General features: G+C 73.0%; 13 protein-coding genes. 2 read left to right on the top strand and 11 right to left on the bottom strand.

Going from position 1 to position 16,759, the window contains the following annotated elements:
• Window positions 1–40 precede the first annotated feature (40 nt).
• The 9 genes from C8N24_RS33310 to C8N24_RS06865 form a co-directional block, all read right to left on the bottom strand.
• A complete protein-coding gene (locus C8N24_RS33310) occupies window positions 41–1,795 on the bottom strand; it encodes an FG-GAP repeat domain-containing protein (protein ID WP_170178896.1) in 1,755 nt (584 codons plus the stop codon).
• A 35-nt stretch (window positions 1,796–1,830) separates the two neighbouring features.
• Window positions 1,831–2,400: a DUF1775 domain-containing protein gene (locus tag C8N24_RS33730; RefSeq protein ID WP_121249278.1), complete on the bottom strand. Its 570-nt coding sequence runs from the start codon at window positions 2,398–2,400 to the stop codon at window positions 1,831–1,833.
• Complete coding sequence (locus tag C8N24_RS06835; protein WP_121249280.1) at window positions 2,397–3,953, bottom strand: copper resistance CopC/CopD family protein; 1,557 nt, start codon at window positions 3,951–3,953, stop codon at window positions 2,397–2,399. The genes C8N24_RS33730 and C8N24_RS06835 overlap by 4 nt, the downstream gene beginning before the upstream one ends.
• Window positions 3,950–4,645, bottom strand: coding sequence for a hypothetical protein (locus C8N24_RS06840; protein WP_121249282.1), 696 nt, complete (start codon window positions 4,643–4,645; stop codon window positions 3,950–3,952). Before C8N24_RS06840 ends, C8N24_RS06835 begins: the two co-directional genes overlap by 4 nt.
• Entirely contained in the window at window positions 4,642–5,814 is a 1,173-nt protein-coding gene (locus tag C8N24_RS06845; protein WP_121249284.1) for an ABC transporter substrate-binding protein, read from the bottom strand. The genes C8N24_RS06840 and C8N24_RS06845 overlap by 4 nt, the downstream gene beginning before the upstream one ends.
• 7 nt (window positions 5,815–5,821) lie before the next feature.
• Entirely contained in the window at window positions 5,822–7,927 is a 2,106-nt protein-coding gene (locus C8N24_RS06850; protein WP_121249286.1) for an LVIVD repeat-containing protein, read from the bottom strand.
• A 201-nt stretch (window positions 7,928–8,128) separates the two neighbouring features.
• A complete protein-coding gene (locus C8N24_RS06855; RefSeq protein WP_121249288.1) occupies window positions 8,129–11,014 on the bottom strand; it encodes an adenylate/guanylate cyclase domain-containing protein in 2,886 nt (961 codons plus the stop codon).
• Window positions 11,011–11,406 carry a DUF3307 domain-containing protein gene (locus C8N24_RS06860; protein WP_121249290.1) on the bottom strand — a complete coding sequence of 132 codons (396 nt, stop codon included), beginning with the start codon at window positions 11,404–11,406 and terminating at the stop codon, window positions 11,011–11,013. Before C8N24_RS06860 ends, C8N24_RS06855 begins: the two co-directional genes overlap by 4 nt.
• Window positions 11,406–12,773, bottom strand: a complete 1,368-nt coding sequence (locus C8N24_RS06865) for a hypothetical protein (protein WP_147447670.1) — start codon at window positions 12,771–12,773, stop codon at window positions 11,406–11,408. The genes C8N24_RS06860 and C8N24_RS06865 overlap by 1 nt, the downstream gene beginning before the upstream one ends.
• 121 nt (window positions 12,774–12,894) lie before the next feature.
• Here C8N24_RS06865 and C8N24_RS06870 point away from each other — a divergent pair, with 121 nt between their 5' ends.
• Both C8N24_RS06870 and C8N24_RS06875 read left to right on the top strand, forming a co-directional pair.
• On the top strand, window positions 12,895–13,539 hold the full coding sequence (locus tag C8N24_RS06870; protein ID WP_170178897.1) for a GNAT family N-acetyltransferase: 645 nt from the start codon (window positions 12,895–12,897) through the stop codon (window positions 13,537–13,539).
• Complete coding sequence (locus C8N24_RS06875) at window positions 13,536–14,588, top strand: fumarylacetoacetate hydrolase family protein (protein ID WP_121249296.1); 1,053 nt, start codon at window positions 13,536–13,538, stop codon at window positions 14,586–14,588. The genes C8N24_RS06870 and C8N24_RS06875 overlap by 4 nt, the downstream gene beginning before the upstream one ends.
• Here C8N24_RS06875 and C8N24_RS06880 read toward each other — a convergent pair.
• On the bottom strand, window positions 14,575–14,937 hold the full coding sequence (locus tag C8N24_RS06880) for a response regulator (RefSeq protein WP_121249298.1): 363 nt from the start codon (window positions 14,935–14,937) through the stop codon (window positions 14,575–14,577). The genes C8N24_RS06875 and C8N24_RS06880 overlap by 14 nt on opposite strands.
• Window positions 14,934–16,733 (bottom strand): GAF domain-containing sensor histidine kinase, encoded by a 1,800-nt coding sequence (locus tag C8N24_RS06885; protein ID WP_170178898.1) that lies wholly within the window; start codon window positions 16,731–16,733, stop codon window positions 14,934–14,936. The genes C8N24_RS06880 and C8N24_RS06885 overlap by 4 nt, the downstream gene beginning before the upstream one ends.
• Window positions 16,734–16,759: the final 26 nt, after the last annotated feature.

Here is a 16,759-nt window from a genome sequence, read left to right on the forward strand (position 1 = left end):
CGTCCTCCCGTTAGACCCGGATGAGCCGGGTCCTACCCGCTCAGCGCCGGAGGGTGATCGTCTTCGTCGTCGTGCGCGTGTTGCCGGCCGCGTCGGTCGCGGTCAGGCGCAGCGTGAACTTCGCGCTCTTGGCCTGCTTGAGCGTCTTCTTCGCCGCCTTCGAGAGCTTGAGCGTGAGCGCCTTGCTCGCCGTCGTGAGCCTGACCGTGCGCTTGCCGACCTCCTTGCTCTTGAGCCGGAGCGAGGCCTTGATCGTGCACGCCTCGTCACACGTGGCGGTGACCTTCAGGCCGCGGCTGAGCACGGTCTTGAGCTTCTGCTTGCGCACCGTCGCGGTGGCCTTCGGCTTCGTCTTGTCGGCGACGCCCGTGCCGAACAGCGGCGTCCGCGAGAGGCCGGGCAGCGTGACGCTGCCGGACGCCGCGCCCGCGGCCGTGGGCCTGAAGACGACGGTGAGCTGGCAGTGGGCGGTGAGCGCGAGCGTCTGCCCGGAGCAGGTGTCGGCGGTGATCGCGAACGGCCCGTCGACGACCGGCTTCGGCATCGCCAGCGGACGCAGCCCGTAGTTCGGGTACCCGAGCTCACGCGACTCGCTGGTGGCGCCGACGACCGTGCTCTTGAACCCGGTCGGGTTGTCGAAGGTGAGGACGGCGGGCTCGTTGCGCAGCAGGTAGACCGAGCGCTTGTCGGGTGCGACCGCGAGGATGTCCAGGTCACCGTCGCGGTCGGCGTCCGTGACCCCCACGTCCGACAGCGGGCCGGACGGGGACTGGTCACCCAGGTCGTACGGGCGCTCGGCGGCGAACCCGCCGGCCCCGTTGCCGAACAGCACGTCGACGGACGGGCCACTCGAGCCGCCGACGACCACTGCGTCGGTGCGCCCGTCACCGTCGACGTCACCGGCGGTCCCGGTCGCCCAGCCGCCCGGCGGCGGGAACTCGAGGCCGGTCGTGATCGCACCGGCGCTGAACGCGCCGCCGTCTCCGGCGAGCAGGCTCTGCGGCGTACGACCGGTGACGACGATCGCGTCGTCGCGGCCCGGCGTGCGCAGCTGCGCCGTGAGCACGTTCAGGACGGGGCCGCGGCTCGGGCTGGCCGGGCCCGGGGTGAGCGTGCCGTCGCCGTTGCCGGTGAACACCTTCACGCCGTCGGCGCAGGTCGCGCAGTCCCGGCCACCGACGATCACGTCGGGCGTGCCGTTCGCGTCGACGCGACCCACGGCCAGCGACTGGTACGACGTGCCGCTCAGGCCGTAGCGCACCAGCGGGTCGAACCCGGTGGGGTTGGCGAGCAGGACGTGCAGGCCGGCGTCGTCGAACGAGGTGATCAGGACGATCAGGTCGTCCCGCCCGTCGCCGTTGAGGTCGCCGGTGGCGATGCGGCCGGGCGTGGTGTTCGCGGAGGCGCCGCCGGCGACCATCGAGATGGCCCGCGGCGTGTCCACGAACGCACCGGAGGACGTGCGGGTGAAGACCCAGACGTGGTTGTTGTCGTTGCGGCCGAGGATGACGTCAGGGCGCTTGTCGCCGTCGACGTCGCCGACGGCCAGCCGCCCGCGCGCGGCGTCCTCGCAGATCCCCGGGTTGCTCAGGCGCTGGAACTCCGAGTAGGTGCCGTCGCCGCCGCCGAGCAGCACGGTGGCACGGCAGACCGAGCCGACGACGAGGTCGCCGATGCCGTCCTGGTTGACGTCCGCGACGCGCAGCTCGCGCACCGCGTCGCCGAACGAGGCGACCGGCGTGAAGCGCGGCTTCGCCGCGTGAGCCGCGGACGGCAGTGCGATGACCGCGAGCACGCCCGCGAGGACAATCCGTTGAACCCTGGACACTTTCAATCTTCCTTGACCGAACGGCGAGCGCGGATCACTGTACCCGCGATCCCGGCCAGCACGACCAACGCCACCAGCGCGCCGACGTACAGCGGCCAGCGCGTCTGGCCGTCGACCTTGGGCGCGCCGTTGCCGGACAGGTCGAGGATCGCGGCCGGGCGCTCGTCGTCGGGGCCCGTGGCCTGGATCCAGCGGACGACCTCGCCGTCGGCGTAGGTCTGCAGGGCCTTGAAGACGATCCGGTCGGCCGTGGGGAGCGGGCCGAGCGTGACCTTGAACGCCTGGGCGCGGCCCGGCCCGATCGCGCCGTCGGGCCGCTCCGGGGCGAAGACGACGTCGCCGCCGCCGCGGTCGGTGCTGGTCCAGCCCTTGGGTGGCGCGAGCCGCGCCGGGACGCCCGGCGGCAGGAACAGCTCGAGGGCGGTCGTGGCGGCGTCCGGGCGCTCGTTCGGCACCGTGAACGTGAGCGTGACCGTGTCGCCGGGTCGGGCCACCTTGGGTGAGACGTCCACGTGCGCGGACGCGGGCGCGGCGAGCACGAGCAGGAGGATGAGCGCGGCGGCGAGCCTCATCGGATCCGCACCGGCACGTCGATGGTGCGCTCGTCGATCTCGGACGTGCGGACGGTGAGGCGGAGCGTCCACTCACCCGTCGTCGGCACGGCCAGGCTGGTCGCGACGTAGTGCCCGGGCTCGGCCGACCCGAGCTCGACCGGCAACGGCGCGAGGTCCTGCCCCGCCGGCGCGACGAGCCTCGCGGTCACCTCGGGCGGGATGATCAGCCGCCCGCCCGCCGCCACCAGGTAGACGTCGGCCACGTTCTCGCCCTGCTTGGCGGGCGTGACGTGCACCTGGACCTGCCCGCCGTCCACGCCGGGGACGATCACGTCGACCGGGTCCACGTAGGCGACCCGCGCGGGCGCCGCGTTGACGAGCGCGGCGGTGACGCCGAGCACCACCACGCCCAGCACCGCCTCCGCCAGCACCGTCCGGCGCACGCTGCCGCCGCGGGCGACGGCGCGCCGCGACAGCACCGCCAGGCCCACGATGACGAGGACGATCCCGGTCTTGACGAGCAGCAGCCGCCCGAACCCGGTCGCCGGCAGCGCGGCCGGCGTGCCCGACTGCCGCCACGCGAGGTAGACGCCGGTCACGCCGAGGACGACGAAGCACGTGAGCGCGAGCCCTGAGAAGCGCGCGACGACGGTGCGCGGGGCGGCGGTGGCCAGCAGCGCCGCGAGCCCACCGAGCCACAGCCCCATCGCCAGCAGGTGCAGGCTCGCCGCGGGCACGCCGAGCCACACCTGCACACCGGTCCGCGAGTGATCGGCGAGCGTCCACGTGAGCGTGAGACCGACCGCGCAGACCGCGGCGGCGAGCACGGGAGGCCGCGGAGCGGCGTCGGCCCCACGCAGCGCAGCCGTGACCAGCGCCACGAACGCGGCCGTCAGCACCAGGCGTGCGATCAGCGCCTCGCCGAAGCGGGTCTTGAGCGAGAACCACAGCAGCGACGGGTCGAGCAGCGAGCCGCCCGTCGCGTAGGGGCCTTGCAGGAGCAGCAGGACGAGCGTCGCGGCGGCGAGGACGGTCGCGCCGACCCACACCCAGCGCAGGCCCCGACGGTCGCCGCCGAGCAGCAGCAGGACGGCCGCGCCGCCGAGCGCGAGCGCGAAGCCGGCGAACGCGAGGCCGCGCGCGATGCCGTCGGCGACCTTGACCGCCGGGCTCGCCGTACCCGGCTCGGTCGACACGACGACCGCGCTCGGCGCGCCGACCGAGAACGAGAACGCGCCGGACACCGGGTGCGAGTCCGCGGACGTCACGCGCCAGCTCACCACGTACGTGCCGTCCTTCAAGCCGGCGGGCAGCCGCAGCACCGCTGTCGCCGCGTCGCCGTCCGCGCGCGTGGGCTTGGGCGTGTCGATCACGCCGCCGGTCGCGTCGAGCAGCCGCACCGAGTCCGGCCCGAGGTCGACCGCCTCGCTCCAGCGGATCTGGACCGTGCGCGGCGCCGAGCCGACCACGGCCCGGTCGGCGGGCGTGGTGCGGATGATCGTCGCGTGCGCGCCCGCGCTGGGGGCGCACACGAGCAGCACGAGGAGGACCGCGAGGAAGGCGCGCGTCATGCGAGCCGCTTGAGCACCGTCCGCAGCACGGCCTCGGCCTTCGCGGGCGCGTCGGAGCGCTCGCCGATGATCTTGCGGTGCGTGACGTCGAGGTAGAGGATCACGTTCGCGCGCTGGACCACGACGTGGGCGGCGTCCTCGTAGTAGACGTCGTCGGCCGGGTTGGTGTGGGCGATCTGCTGGATCACGCCGGTCCAGCCGTCCTCGGTGTCGAGCGGACGGGCGCTGACGGCGTAGGTGCCGAGGATCGGTGACGGGCCGCCGCGCACCTCGTAGCTCGGCGGGCACTTGCTCATGGCCGCGCCGACGGCCTGCATGCCCTCGTCGGCGATCGCGCTCGTGCCGAACAGCAGCGCGCCCTGGGTGATCGCCGGGGTCCGGATGTCAGCGGCGTCGGCCGGCGCGACCACGAACTCGCTGACGGGCTCGGCGGCCTTCGGCCGGATGATGTTCTCCACGCGCACCGGGGCGTTCGCGCGCTGCATCAGCGGGCAGACCTCGAGCGCCTCGCGCGGGACGTAGTTCGCGTGCGAGTGGTACTCGTCGTCGACCCAGTAGTCCTCGAGCCCGGCCGCGTGGCCATCCTTGGCGGTGTAGTACGCGGCCTTGACGTCGTCGGCGGTGTAGCTCGACGGCCCGGACGCCCCGCAGCCCGCGAGGACCACGGCGCACAGCGCGACGAGCCGCCTCATCCGTCCGACCGCAGCCGGTTCTCGACCACGAGCTTCCCGCCGTCCACGCGCAGCACGATGTTGTTGTCGTACTTGATCGTGTGGTCGGAGGCGAACTCGAGCCCGCCGCCGAGGAACGTCTCGAACGCCGCGTCGAGCTGGGCGAGCTCCGCGCTGTTGCGCCCGGGCTCGACCTTGCCGCTCTGCGTCACGGCCTGCGCGAGCGCGCGCACGCCGTCGTAGGCCTGCAGCGCGTCCAGCGTCGGCGCGTGCTTGAACCGCTTGACGAAGCGCGCGGCGAAGTCCGCCGCCTCGGGCAGGTTCTGCGGGCTCGCGGGTGCGATCACGTAGGCGCCGTCGGCGGCGTCGCCCGCACCCGCCAGGAAGGCGGGGCTCTCCGCGCGGGCGTCGGCCACGAAGTCGCCGTCGTAGCCCGCCTTCCGCAGCGCCGCGAGCACCTCGCCGCCGCGGGCGGGAGCGCCGGCCCAGTAGACCGTGTCGGGCTTCGCGGCCAGCGTCGCCTTCACGGAGACGTCGACGTCCTCGACCACCTGCTCGGAGACGGGCTTGGGCACCGGCGCGGACAGGCCCAGCACGTCCTTGCCGAGCTGCCGGGACTCGGCGTCGGCGTCGGTGAGGACGGCGAGCGTCTGCGCCCGCGAGTACGCCAGCCAGTGCACCGCGGCCAGCGCCGACTGGTACGGCGTGCCGCTCAGCAGGTACGCGGTCGGCGTCTGCTTCGCCGAGACGATGTCCGGCTCGTTCGCCGACGTCACCAGGAACGGCAGCCCGTCGAGCTCGCGGGCTGCCGCCGTCGCCGCGTTCGCGCACACCCCGCCGACCACGCCGGCGACGCCGAGCGCGCGCAGCTGCTTCGCCCCCGCCAGGGCGGCGACCGTCTTGCAGCCGTCGTCGGCGGACACCACCTTCACGTGCTGGCCGAGCACACCGCCGCGCACGTCGAGGTCCGCGGCCGCCAGCTCGGCGCCGTCGCGGACCTGTCCGCCACGCGGATCCGACAGCGGCGCGAGGACGCCGAAGGTCACGGCACCCGGCTTGAAGCCCCCGCCGGGCGGCGCCGTCCTGGCCGGGGCGGCGGGTGCCGAGCCCCCGCCGCCGCAACCCACCGCCAGCGCCGCGAGGGCGCCGGCCAGGCCGGCGCCCCCGAGGCGGTACATCGACTTCTTCACACAGCTCCTACGGATTCGTCGTCGACAGCGTGAACGTCAGCGTCTTGGAGTACGAGCCCGTACGCAGCGCGTCACCCGCGCCGATCGCCTGCTTGAACGTCACCGTCGCCTCGTCGTTGCTGACCGGGCCGCTGTACGTCTTGACGACGCCCAGGCCCTGCAGCGGCTGCGGGAGCGAGAACGCGCCGTTGACCAGGTGGCCGTTGGCGGTCGTGCTCGGATCGGCCGCGGTCAGCGTCGCGTCGCCGGCGGTCGAGATGACCATCGCCTTCGTCGTCGCCGTGTACTCCTGCGCCACGCCCGGGAGGAACGTCCCGAACGTGGCCGGAGCACCGAGCGTGAGCGCCAGCGTGGCCGGCACCGTGCCGCCCGCGTTGCCGGACGCGTCCGCCCAGTCGCCCATCGTCTGGTTGTCGGCGCACGAGTTCCAGCACGTCTTGGGCTGCGTCGTGCCCTTCGGCGCGCTGAACTTCAGGACGTCGATGCCGCGCGCGTAGTCGGCGACGTAGACGTACTGGTCGTGCCAGATGGCCGACGCCGTGTTCGAGGAGATGACCGCCGGCGCGCTGCCGGCCGCGGCCTTGGCCGGCACGCGGAAGTAGCCGACCTGCTGCGGGTTGCGCGGGTCGGAGATGTCCACGAAGCGCGTGCCCTGCTCGTAGTTGCCGAGCGCGACGATGTTGCCCTTGACCGTGAACCAGTGCGCGGAGCAGTCGCCGATCGCGCGCGTCGGGTCGATGAACTCGCCCGGCTTGCCCGCCGTCGTGTACGAGGCGAGCTGCGGCATCAGCGCCGGCGTCGTCGTGGCGCCCGCGGGCAGGTTGTTCTCGACGTCGCGAGCGCCCTTGAGCGAGGCGATGATGAACTTGCCCGCGACGTTGCAGTTGGTGCGGTTGTCCTCGTTCGTGATCAGCATCACGTCGCCCGCCGCCTGGTCGCCCAGCGCCTGCGGCACGTGGTAGGCGTTGTGCATGAACAGGCCCGTCGCGCCGGCGACCGAGCCGCCGCCGTAGGGCAGCGGGTCGTACGGCGTGGCGTAGCGCATCTCGCCCGTGGCCGTGTCCTTGTGCTGGCCTTCCGTCCACCAGCCACGGACGCCGCCGGAGCCGGAGACCCAGGCGACGCCGTCGAAGTCGACGTCCACCGAGTGGGTCGAGCCGCTCGTGCTGCTCGTACGACGCACGGCCGCCTCGAACACGTTCGAGTAGGTGAACGGATGCTCGATGTCGCGGATGTCGGTCACCGCGACCGCGCTGCGGCGCCCGGAGACGCCGGAGCCGACCTGCCAGATGAAGCGGCAGTCGTTCAGGCACGTCGCGGTGTGGCCGAGCTGCGTCTTCTGGAAGCCGACGAGCTTCGGGTGCCACGGGTCCTTGAGGTCGACGATCGCGATGCCCTTGGTCCCGGAGTCCTTCGACAGGTAGGCGATCTTGCGCCGGCTGTCGACGGTCATGTTCTCGCCCTCCCAGAACCGGGTGAGCGCCTCGCCGGTCTTCTCGCCGATCTGCGCGGCGGAGACCGAGGCGATGTACTCGGGGTGCTTCGGGTCCTTGAGCGACCACACGCCCAGGCCGGGCGTGCCGTTGGCGACGAGGATGTCGTAGCCGAGGTTCTCGTAGTGCAGGAAGTTCAGCGCGCTGAACGCCGGGCAGCCCGTCGGGTTGTACGCGGGGCAGCTGCCGTTGACGGCGATCGGACCGCGCGCGTGGCCGACGTAGTCGACGTTGTCGCTCTTCTGGACGTCCGGCTTGGCCGTGTCGTCGGGCAGCGGCGTGCCTTCCGTGCTCGTGCCCTTGTCGACCTTGGCGAGCGAGGCCGCTTCGCGCGCGGCGTTCGCGGCGGCGGCGGTCGAGTCGGCCGCGGCCTTGGTCGACGCCGCGGTCTTGGCGTCGAAGTTCTGCTGCGCCGTGGCCTGCGCGGCGGAGGCGGCGGCCGCGGCCGCGATGTCGGCCGGGTCGTTCGTGGCGGCGGCCTTGTCCGCCGCGGCCTTCGCGGCGGCCTTGGCGGCGTCGAGCGCAACCCCGGCGTCGGCCGCGACGCGCGCGGCCTCGGTCGCCGCGGTGGCGGCGGCGGTGGCTTCCGTCTGCGCGGCGGCGACCGTCTGCGCGGTCACGGGACCACGTGGAAGCTCGGCCGCCTGGACGATGCCAGGGGCCGCGAATGCGGTGGCGGCTGCGACAAGCGCCGCCACGCGAGCGTGAACTCGCATGCTCTCCATTTCCCTCCGTGAGTTGCGCCCGGCAACCAGACCTTCCCGGGACGACAGACCAGCGAGACTCCCAGACGGCGCCCGGGCCGTCAATCAATCGAGCGTTTAGGCCTCTACGCGATGTGAGGGTTCGGTGAGCGGCGCGGGGGCGTCGCCGTCGCGCAGCGACCACAGCTTGACCTTGGCCTTGCGCCCGCGGACCTCCGCCTCGCCGACCTCGACGAGGTCGTCCACCGGCCGCGTCAGCGCCTGGCGGGTGGTGTCGGAGATGTAGAGCTGGTGCGGCGTGCCCTTGGTCATGCCCTCCAGGCGCGCCGCGGTGTTCGTCGTGTCGCCCAGCGCCGTGTACTCCAGCCGCCGCTCGGACCCGACGTTGCCGGACATGACCGGCCCGGAGTTCAGGCCGATGCCCATCTTGAAGCCGTCGTGCAAGCCCTGCTCGCGCAGCCAGCCGTTGAAGCCGTCCATCCGCCCGAGCATGTCGCGCGCGGCCTCCAGCGCCCGGTCCGCGTGGTCGGACTGCTTCAGCGGCGCGCCGAACACGGCCATGATCCCGTCGCCCATGTAGGCGACGAGCGTGCCGCCGTGGTCGAGAATCGCCTCGCTCATCTCGGTCAGGTAGCGGTTGAGCGACTCGATCACGCGCTCCGGCTCGAGCGTCTCGCTGAAGCTCGTGAACCCGCGCAGGTCGCTGAACATGACCGTCGCCTCGCCGCGCACGCCGCCGAGCCGGACGCCCTCGGCGTCGGCGAGCACCTGGTCCACTACGGCCTCCGGCACGAACCGTGCGAACGCGTCGCGCGCCTGCTCGCGCTCGAACGCCGTCGTCAGCCCGTGCACGACGCCCGTGACCAGCAAGCCGGCCAGCCCCGCGATCAGCGGGTAGCTGACGTGGCTGATCACGCCCTCGCGCTCGAACAGCACCTGCGCGCCGACGAGCAGGACGGCGATCCCGACCGCGCCGGTCAGCAGCGCCGGCACCACCTTCAGGCGCAGCCCGGCCACCGGTGCGAGCAGCCCGAGCACGAAGACCGACAGCAGGTTCAGCCACCCCGGCCCGTCCCGCAGCGGGAAGCCCTCGAGTGCCGTCTGGATGCCGGCCACGTGGATCTCCGGGCCGGCCATCAGCGCGCCGCCGCTGCTCGACGTGCCGTGGTAGTCCTGCAGCACGTTCGCCGTGCCGCCGACGACGACGACCTTGCCGCGGACGTCGGCCTGGTCGAAGCGGTTGTTCTTGACGTCGACGAAGCTGAGCGTGCGGACCGTCCCCGGCGGGCCGGGGAAGTCGATCCAGTTGTAGTAGTCCGGAGCCCGCACGTCGCGGCCGCTCGCGAGCCGCGCCGCCGCGATGTCGAAGTGCACGAGCCCGTTCTTGTCGCGCTCGAGCCGCCGGACCTTGCTGTCGGCGTCCTGCGGGAACGCGGAGAAGGCCGGCACGGCCTTGGTCGAGGCCAGGCTCTCGCCGCCGCCGAAGATCTCGGTCTCGCCGTTCGAGCGCACCTCGGTCGACGCGAGCACGATGCGGCCGTTCGCCTCTTCGACCGCGTTCGCGAGGTCCTGGTCGGACTCGGGATCCGGCCCCGCCTCGGTGAACTGGACGTCGTAGGCGATCACGTCCGCGCCCGCGGCGAGCAGGTTGCGGATCACCTTCGCGTGGTCGGCGCGGTCGAACGGCCACTGCGGCTTGGGCGGCAGCGTGAACGTGTACTCGTCGATGGCCACGAGCACCACGTCGTCGGGCGGCCCGGCGCTGCCGCGCGCGTCGAAGCGCTTGTTCACCGTCGACAGCTCGAACCGCTCCAGCGCGTCGGTGGACTGCAGCAGCAGCACCGTGGCGACGATGAACGCGCCCGAGCCCATCAGCGTCGTCGCCAGGATGCGCCGTGTCCGCGCGTTGGCCTGTGGCGGTCCGAGGCGCTCCATCAGGTCGCCGACGGCGACGGGCACGCGCGAGGCGGCAACCGGCGTCAACGCGAACGCCACGAGGGCGGCCACGAGCGGCGGCACCATCGCCACCACGACGCCGGCGCCGAACAGCAGCTGCGCCGCGACGACGTAGAGGACGAGGCCGACGACGCCGGCCGACACGCCTCGGAGTGCGCCCCAGCGCCGCGCCGCGAACGGCGTCAGCCCGGCCATCAGCAGGATCGAGAGCGCGTCGACCCACCACGGGGCGGTGCGGAGCGGGAAGTCCTCCAGCGCGGTGGCGACGGCCGAGGCGTGCAGCTCCGGCTCGGCCATCCGGTCGGCCGTCGGCGTCGCGACCGTCCCGCCGAGCCTGGCGGCGGTCGGGCCGACCACGACGATCTTCCCCCGGAACGTCGACGCCGGGACGGTGCCGGCCTCGACGTCGGCGAAGCTGACGTGCGCGAACGTGCCCGCCGGGCCGCGGAAGTCGATCAGCTCGTCGCCCGCCTCCGGGAAGTGCGCCGCACGCCCCAGCTTCAGCCGCGCCGCCGCGATCGCCAGCGAGTCGACCTGGTTGACCTTGATGTCCAGGCGCCGGACCCGTCCGTCGCCGTCCCGGGGCAGGCCGGTGGCGGCCGGGGTCGCGCCGCTGTAGGCGAGCGCCTCGCCGTCGCCGAACAGCACGGTCGAGCCGTCGTCGCTGACCTCGCGGGTGCCCAGCACGGTGCGCGGCGCGTCGTGCACCGCCTCGATCAGCGAGGCGTTGGACTCCTCGTCGTCGCCGGCGCCGTCGAAGGGCACGTCGTAGGCGATCACGGACGCGCCGGCCTTGGCCAGCCGGCGGATCACGCGCGCGTGCCGGCGGCGGTCCAGTGGGTACCCCTCGCCCGCCGCGAGCGTCTTGTCGTCGATCGCGACGAGCACCACCTGGTCGGCCGGGCCCTGGTCGCCGCGGATCGAGAACCGCGCGTCGACCGTGGCGTGCTCGCCGCGCTGCAGCCAGTGCGTCGAGTTGAAGGCGAAGCCGACCATCGCCGCGACGATCGCGACGGCGATCAGCGCGAACCGGCCCGGCCGTGTCATGCCGAGCCCACCAGCAGCGCGACGAGGAACAGCGACAGCACGTGGAACGACTGGTCGACCGACGCGGCCAGGCCCAGGTTCAGCCCGTCCGCGCGTTTGACGCGCACGAGGTACAGGCGCACGATGCGGCCGTCGTCGATCAGCAGATGCGGGAAGAAGACGAGCACGCCGGCGACGACCGCCCAGACGGGCTCGAGCTCGGTGCCGATCCACACCAGCGCCGGCAGGAACGCGATCGTGTAGGTGGTGACGTGGCTGACGAGCGCGCGCCGCGCGACCGGGTCCGTGCCGAGCCCACCGCGCTTGTTGCGTGCCTGCCAGTCGGTCTGGAAGAGGTAGTCACCCACCATGTGGGCGACGAGGAAAGCCGCGAGGACGGAGACCCAGCTCACTAGCGACGCGCCAGGTACTTCTTCCCGGCCTTGACGAGGACGTTGCGCTTGCGCTTGAAGTCGCGCACGAGGACGCTGCCCTGCTTGACCTGCGTGAGCGTGCCGTCGCAGCGGTCCGTGACCAGCCACTTGGTGCCGCGCACGGTCGCGGAGCTGTACTTGCCCGTGGTGCGGAACGCGCCCTTGCCTTCGCCCCACAGCTTGCGTGACTTCTTCTTCTTGGCCGCCGCGGTCGCCTTCTTGCCCTTGGCCTTGGCCTTCGGGCACTTGGCGAGCGTCTCGGCCAGCGTCAGGTCCGTGATCGGCTGCGCGCCGCTCGTCTGCCCGATCTTGAAGATGCCGTCGTAGAACCACGCGAGCTGCGTCTCGCCGGGCTTGGCGGTGGTCGAGACGAGGTTCACGCGGCCCTTGGTGGCGTCGATCGTCGCGCCGAGCGGGATCTGCATCGCGCCCTTGAGCTCGACGAACTTCTTCGACGGCGGGATCTTGATGAAGATGCGGCCCTTGCGGACGCTGACGTTGACCGTCTTGCCCTTGACGGGCGGCGGGAGCTGCTCGATCAGCGGTGCGGCGGCGCCGGGGTTCCCGTTGCCACCGGGCGCGGTGGGCGAGACCGTGCCGGGCGGGGCCGGCGCGGCCAGCAGCCAGCGCACGTCGACGTCACGCCGCTCCCCGGGCTGCAGGGCGTCCAGCGCGAACTCGACGCCGACGCCGTTGTCGGGCGCGGCGGAGTCGATCGTGTTGTCCAGCCCGTTGGCGGCGAAGTTGCCGAACACGGCCTCGTAGTCGCCTTCCTGGAAGGCGCGCCACGGCGTGACCTCCTGCAGGCCGTAGACGAAGCCGGTGCGCTCCTCGCGGCCGCCGACGAAGCGCGGCGACACGCCGGCGATCGCGCCGTTGCCGCTGTCGTTGCTGCCGACGTACAGGTCGGCGAGCGCGCCCGCGCGCAGCGACGTCGGCGTGAGCGAGACGTTCTCGATCCCGTAGCGGACGTTCACCTGCGGGACACCGTTGGTGTAGGTGATCAGCTCGGTCACGCGCAGGTTCGGGCCGACCGTGTAGACGCTCGTGAGCGACTTGGTCGCGCCCTGGTCGGCGAGCACGGGCCCGGACACGCGCGTGCGGCCGGGCGTCTGGTCGAAGCCCGCCTCCAGCGGGAAGTAGCTCGCGCCCTCCTTGATCTCCAGGCCCGCGTGCGCCGGGTTCTCGTCCGGGTTGTAGAAGAGCCCGGCGGCGACGCCGTCCTGACGCACCTGGAGCGCGCCGAGACCGTCGGCGATCACGTCCAGCGGTGAACCATCGATCTGCGCGCTCGCCGCGGAAGGCGCGCACAGCGCAGCGACGCCCGCGAGGGCGGCTGTGACCAAGACCCGAATGCCGCTCCTCAAGACCAAACCACCGCGATCGTCTCCCGGCGGGACCGCCGCTGTCAAGTCCGTCTGGACGGGTGGACGGGCGGCCCTTCGGGCAGTCCTACTCTGCTTGACCGTGCGCTGCTACGTCGAGCCGAGCCCTGCGGGCGGGTACTTCGTCCGCATGCGCGGCGAGGCGGCGCCGGTGTCCCGCCACGACACCGAGGAGGAGGCCGAGGCCGCCGCCGCGGCCTACGAGCGTGGCCTGGCGCGCGAGGACACGGCCGATCTGGTCGCGCTGAGCGACGGCTCGGAGGTGCTCATCCGGACCGTGCAGCCGGCGGACAAGCCGCTGTTCGTCGCCGGCTGGAAGCATCTCTCGGGCGAGTCGGTGCGCCGGCGCTTCCTGCAGCCGCGCGCGGCGCTGAACGTGCACGAGCTCGCGTTCTTCACCGAGATCGACCACGTCGACCACGAGGCGGTCGGCGCGCTCGACAGCGTCACGCGCGAGGGCGTGGGCGTCGCGCGCTATGTGCGCGAGCGCGACCGGCCGCACGTCGCCGAGGTCGCGGTCACGGTGGTGGACGCCTGGCAGCGGCGCGGGCTCGGCGGCAAGCTCCTCCGGCAGCTGCGCACGCGGGCGGTGGCCAACGGCATCCGCCACTTCACCGCCTCGCTGTTCGCGGACAATGCGGTGATGCTCACGCTCTTCCAGCACGTCGGCACGGTCACGGTGACCCGCCGCGACGGTCCCGTGATCGAGCTCGAGGTCGAGCTGTGAGCGGCTTCGGGCTCGACCACCTGCCCTACGGCGTCGTCGGCGGGCGCTGCGTCGTCCGCTACGAGGATCAGGTGCTCGACCTGAGCACGGTGCCCGGCCTCCCGCCCGTCTTCGACGAGCCGAGCCTGAACCGCTTCCTCGCGCTCGGCCGGTCGGCCTGGGAGGACGTGCGCGAGCAGATCACGCGCGTGCTCGAGGCGGGCACCGCCGACCTGGACCCCCTCGCCGAGCCGGACCTGCCGCTCGCGGTCGGCGACTACGTCGACTTCTACTCGTCGATCGAGCACGCGACCAACGTGTCGCGGCGGTTCCGCCCCGACGACCCCGATCCGCTGCCCGCCGCCTGGCGGTCGCTGCCGATCGGCTACCACGGGCGCGCCGGCTCGATCGTGGTGAGCGGCACCGACATCGTCCGCCCGCACGGCCTGCGGCCGAGCTACGGGCCGACCCAGGAGCTGGACTTCGAGCTCGAGCTCGGGTTCGTCACCGGGCCGGGAAAGCCGCTCGGGCAGCCGATCCCCGCGCGCGACGTGCGCGAGCACGTGTTCGGCTTCGTGCTCGTCAACGACTGGAGCGCGCGCGACCTGCAGCGGTTCGAGTACCGCCCGCTGGGCCCCTTCCTCGGCAAGTCGTTCGCCACCTCGGTCTCCGGGTGGATCACGCCGCTCACCGCGCTCGAGCCGTACCTGGTGCCCGCGCGCGAGCAGGAGCCGGCGCCGGAGGCGTACCTGCGCGTCGACGGCGACTGGGCGCTGGACATCGCGCTCGAGGTCGAGCGTGGCGGCGAGACGATCACGCGCGGCAACGCACGCGGGCTGTACTGGACGTTCCCGCAGCAGCTCGCGCACGCGACCGCCAACGGCGCGACCGTGCGGCCCGGCGACCTGTTCGCGTCGGGCACGATCTCCGGTTGGGAGCCTGGCACGCACGGCTGCCTGCTCGAGTCGGGCGCGCCGTTCCTCGCGGACGGCGAGACGGTCACGCTGCGCGGACGCGCCGGGGCGATCGCGCTCGGCGAGGTGCGCGGGACCGTCGTCAGCGCGCCGTGATCGCCGCGACCTCGCGTGGGAGCGAGATCGGGTCGAACGGCTTCGCGATCACGCCCGCCGCGCCGAGCGCGAGCAGCGACGCGGACTCGCCCTTGGCGGTGAGGAAGATCACGGGCACGGCGTCGCCCAGCAGCGGGCGCAGCCGCGCGAGCGTGGCGGGCCCGTCGGTGTCGGGCATCATCACGTCGAGCAGGACGACGTCGGGAACGTCCTCGCGGACCGCGGCGATCGCCTCGTCCGCCGACGCCGCGGCCGTGACGGCCCAGCCGCCGACGCGCTCGAGTGCCAGCGTCGCGATCGCGCGGATGTCCGGCTCGTCGTCGACGAGCAGCAGCCGGCCGGCGCTCACCTGAGCGCCTCGGCCACGGCGGCGTCCAGGTCCTCGTCCTCGCCCTCGACGCGGACGACCGGGAGCCCGGGGTCGAGGTCCTCGATGCCCGCGCCGGCGACGAGCACGAGCGCGAAGCCGTCGGCCTCGGCGAGCGCGTCCGGGTCCGCGAACGTCGTCACGCGGCGGCCGAGCCGGCGGGCCGCGCGGGCGAGCGCCTCGCGGCGGGGCGCGCGGCGGTCGTAGACGGCGATCGGCGGCTTCGCCAGCGGCAGCGGCAGCGTGATCCGGAACGTCGACCCCGCGCCGGGCTCGCTCTCGGCCCAGATCCGGCCGGCGTGCTGCTCGACGATCGCGCGGGTGATCGGGAGCCCGAGGCCGGTCCCGCCCTTCTCGCGGTGGTCGGACGCGTCGACCTGGCGGAAGCGCTCGAAGACCGCCTCCAGCTGGTCGAGCGGGATGCCGCGGCCTTCGTCGCGGACGGAGATCAGCACCTCGCTGCCGTGCGCCTTGACGATCGTGCGGACGCTCCCGCCGGGCGGGGAGAACTTGATCGCGTTGCCGACCAGGTTCACGAGCGCCTGCACGATCCGGTCGGGGTCGACGTGCAGCTGCAGGTCGGCGGGTGCTTCCCAGAGCAGCTCGACGCCCGCGTCGTCGGCGACGTGCTGCACCACCTGCGCCGTGCTCTGCAGCAGCTCGAGCGCCGTGACGCCGCGGACCTCCAGCTCGACGCGTCCGGCCTGCAGCCGCTCGAGGTCGAGCGTCTCGTCGACCAGCCGCGACAGCCGCTCGGTGTTCTGGCGCGCGATCGCGACCATGTCGGTCGCCTCCTGCGGCAGCTCGCCCGCGATCCCCGCCTCGAGCAGCCCGAGCGACCCGCGGATCGACGTGAGCGGCGTGCGCAGCTCGTGGCCGACGACCGAGACCAGCTCGTCCTTGAGGCGCTCGACCTCCTTGCGCTCGGTGATGTCCTCGATCATCCCGATCGCGACGTCCGGCCGGCCCTCGCGGTCACGCAGCATCGACGCGGTCAGCGCGCCCCAGAACCACGTGCCGTCGGGGCGCACGTAGCGCCGCTCGCGCCGCAGCCGGTCGATCTGCCCGGCGAAGAGCTGCCCGACGTCGTCGTTGTCGCGCTCGGCGGGGTGGGTGATGGCGGAGACCGGGAGCCCGCGCAGCTCGTCGGGCTGGATGTCGACCATGGCCGCGAACGCGAGGTTGGCCTCGACCAGGCGACCGTCGGCGTCGACCATCGTCATGCCGATCGCTGACTCGTGGAAGACGGCGCGGAAGCGCTGCTCGCTCTCGCGCCACGCGGCCAGCGCGGCCGAGAGCTCCTTGTGGTTGAGCTCGTCCTCGGCGATCCGCGCGAGGTCGTGCAGGAGCGCGAGCTCCTCGTCGCCGAACGCGCGCGGCTTGGTGTCGATCACGCACAGCGTGCCGACGCGGAAGCCCGTCGCGGTCGTGAGCGGGATGCCGGCGTAGAAGCGGATGTGGGGCGGCCCGGTGACGAGCCGGTTGTCCGCGAAGCGCGGGTCCTGCGTGGCGTCGGGGACGATCAGCGGCCGCGGCTTCTCGATCGCCACGCTGCAGAACGACACGGCGCGGTCGTCCTCACGCGAGTCGACCCCCAGGCACGCCTTGTGCCACTGGCGGTCCTCGTCGATGAGCGTGACCGTCGAGATCGCCGTGTCGAACACCGCGACGGCGATCCGGGTGAGCCGGTCGAAACGTTCTTCCGGCGGTGTGTCGAGGATCCTCAGCGTGTGCAGCGCGCTGAGGCGGTCGGACTCCAAATCCGCTGTTGTCGCCACGATCAACACGGTACCCGCCTACCATC

Origin of the sequence: Solirubrobacter pauli, assembly GCF_003633755.1 — a bacterium.
Taxonomy (GTDB): Bacteria; Actinomycetota; Thermoleophilia; order Solirubrobacterales; family Solirubrobacteraceae; genus Solirubrobacter; species Solirubrobacter pauli.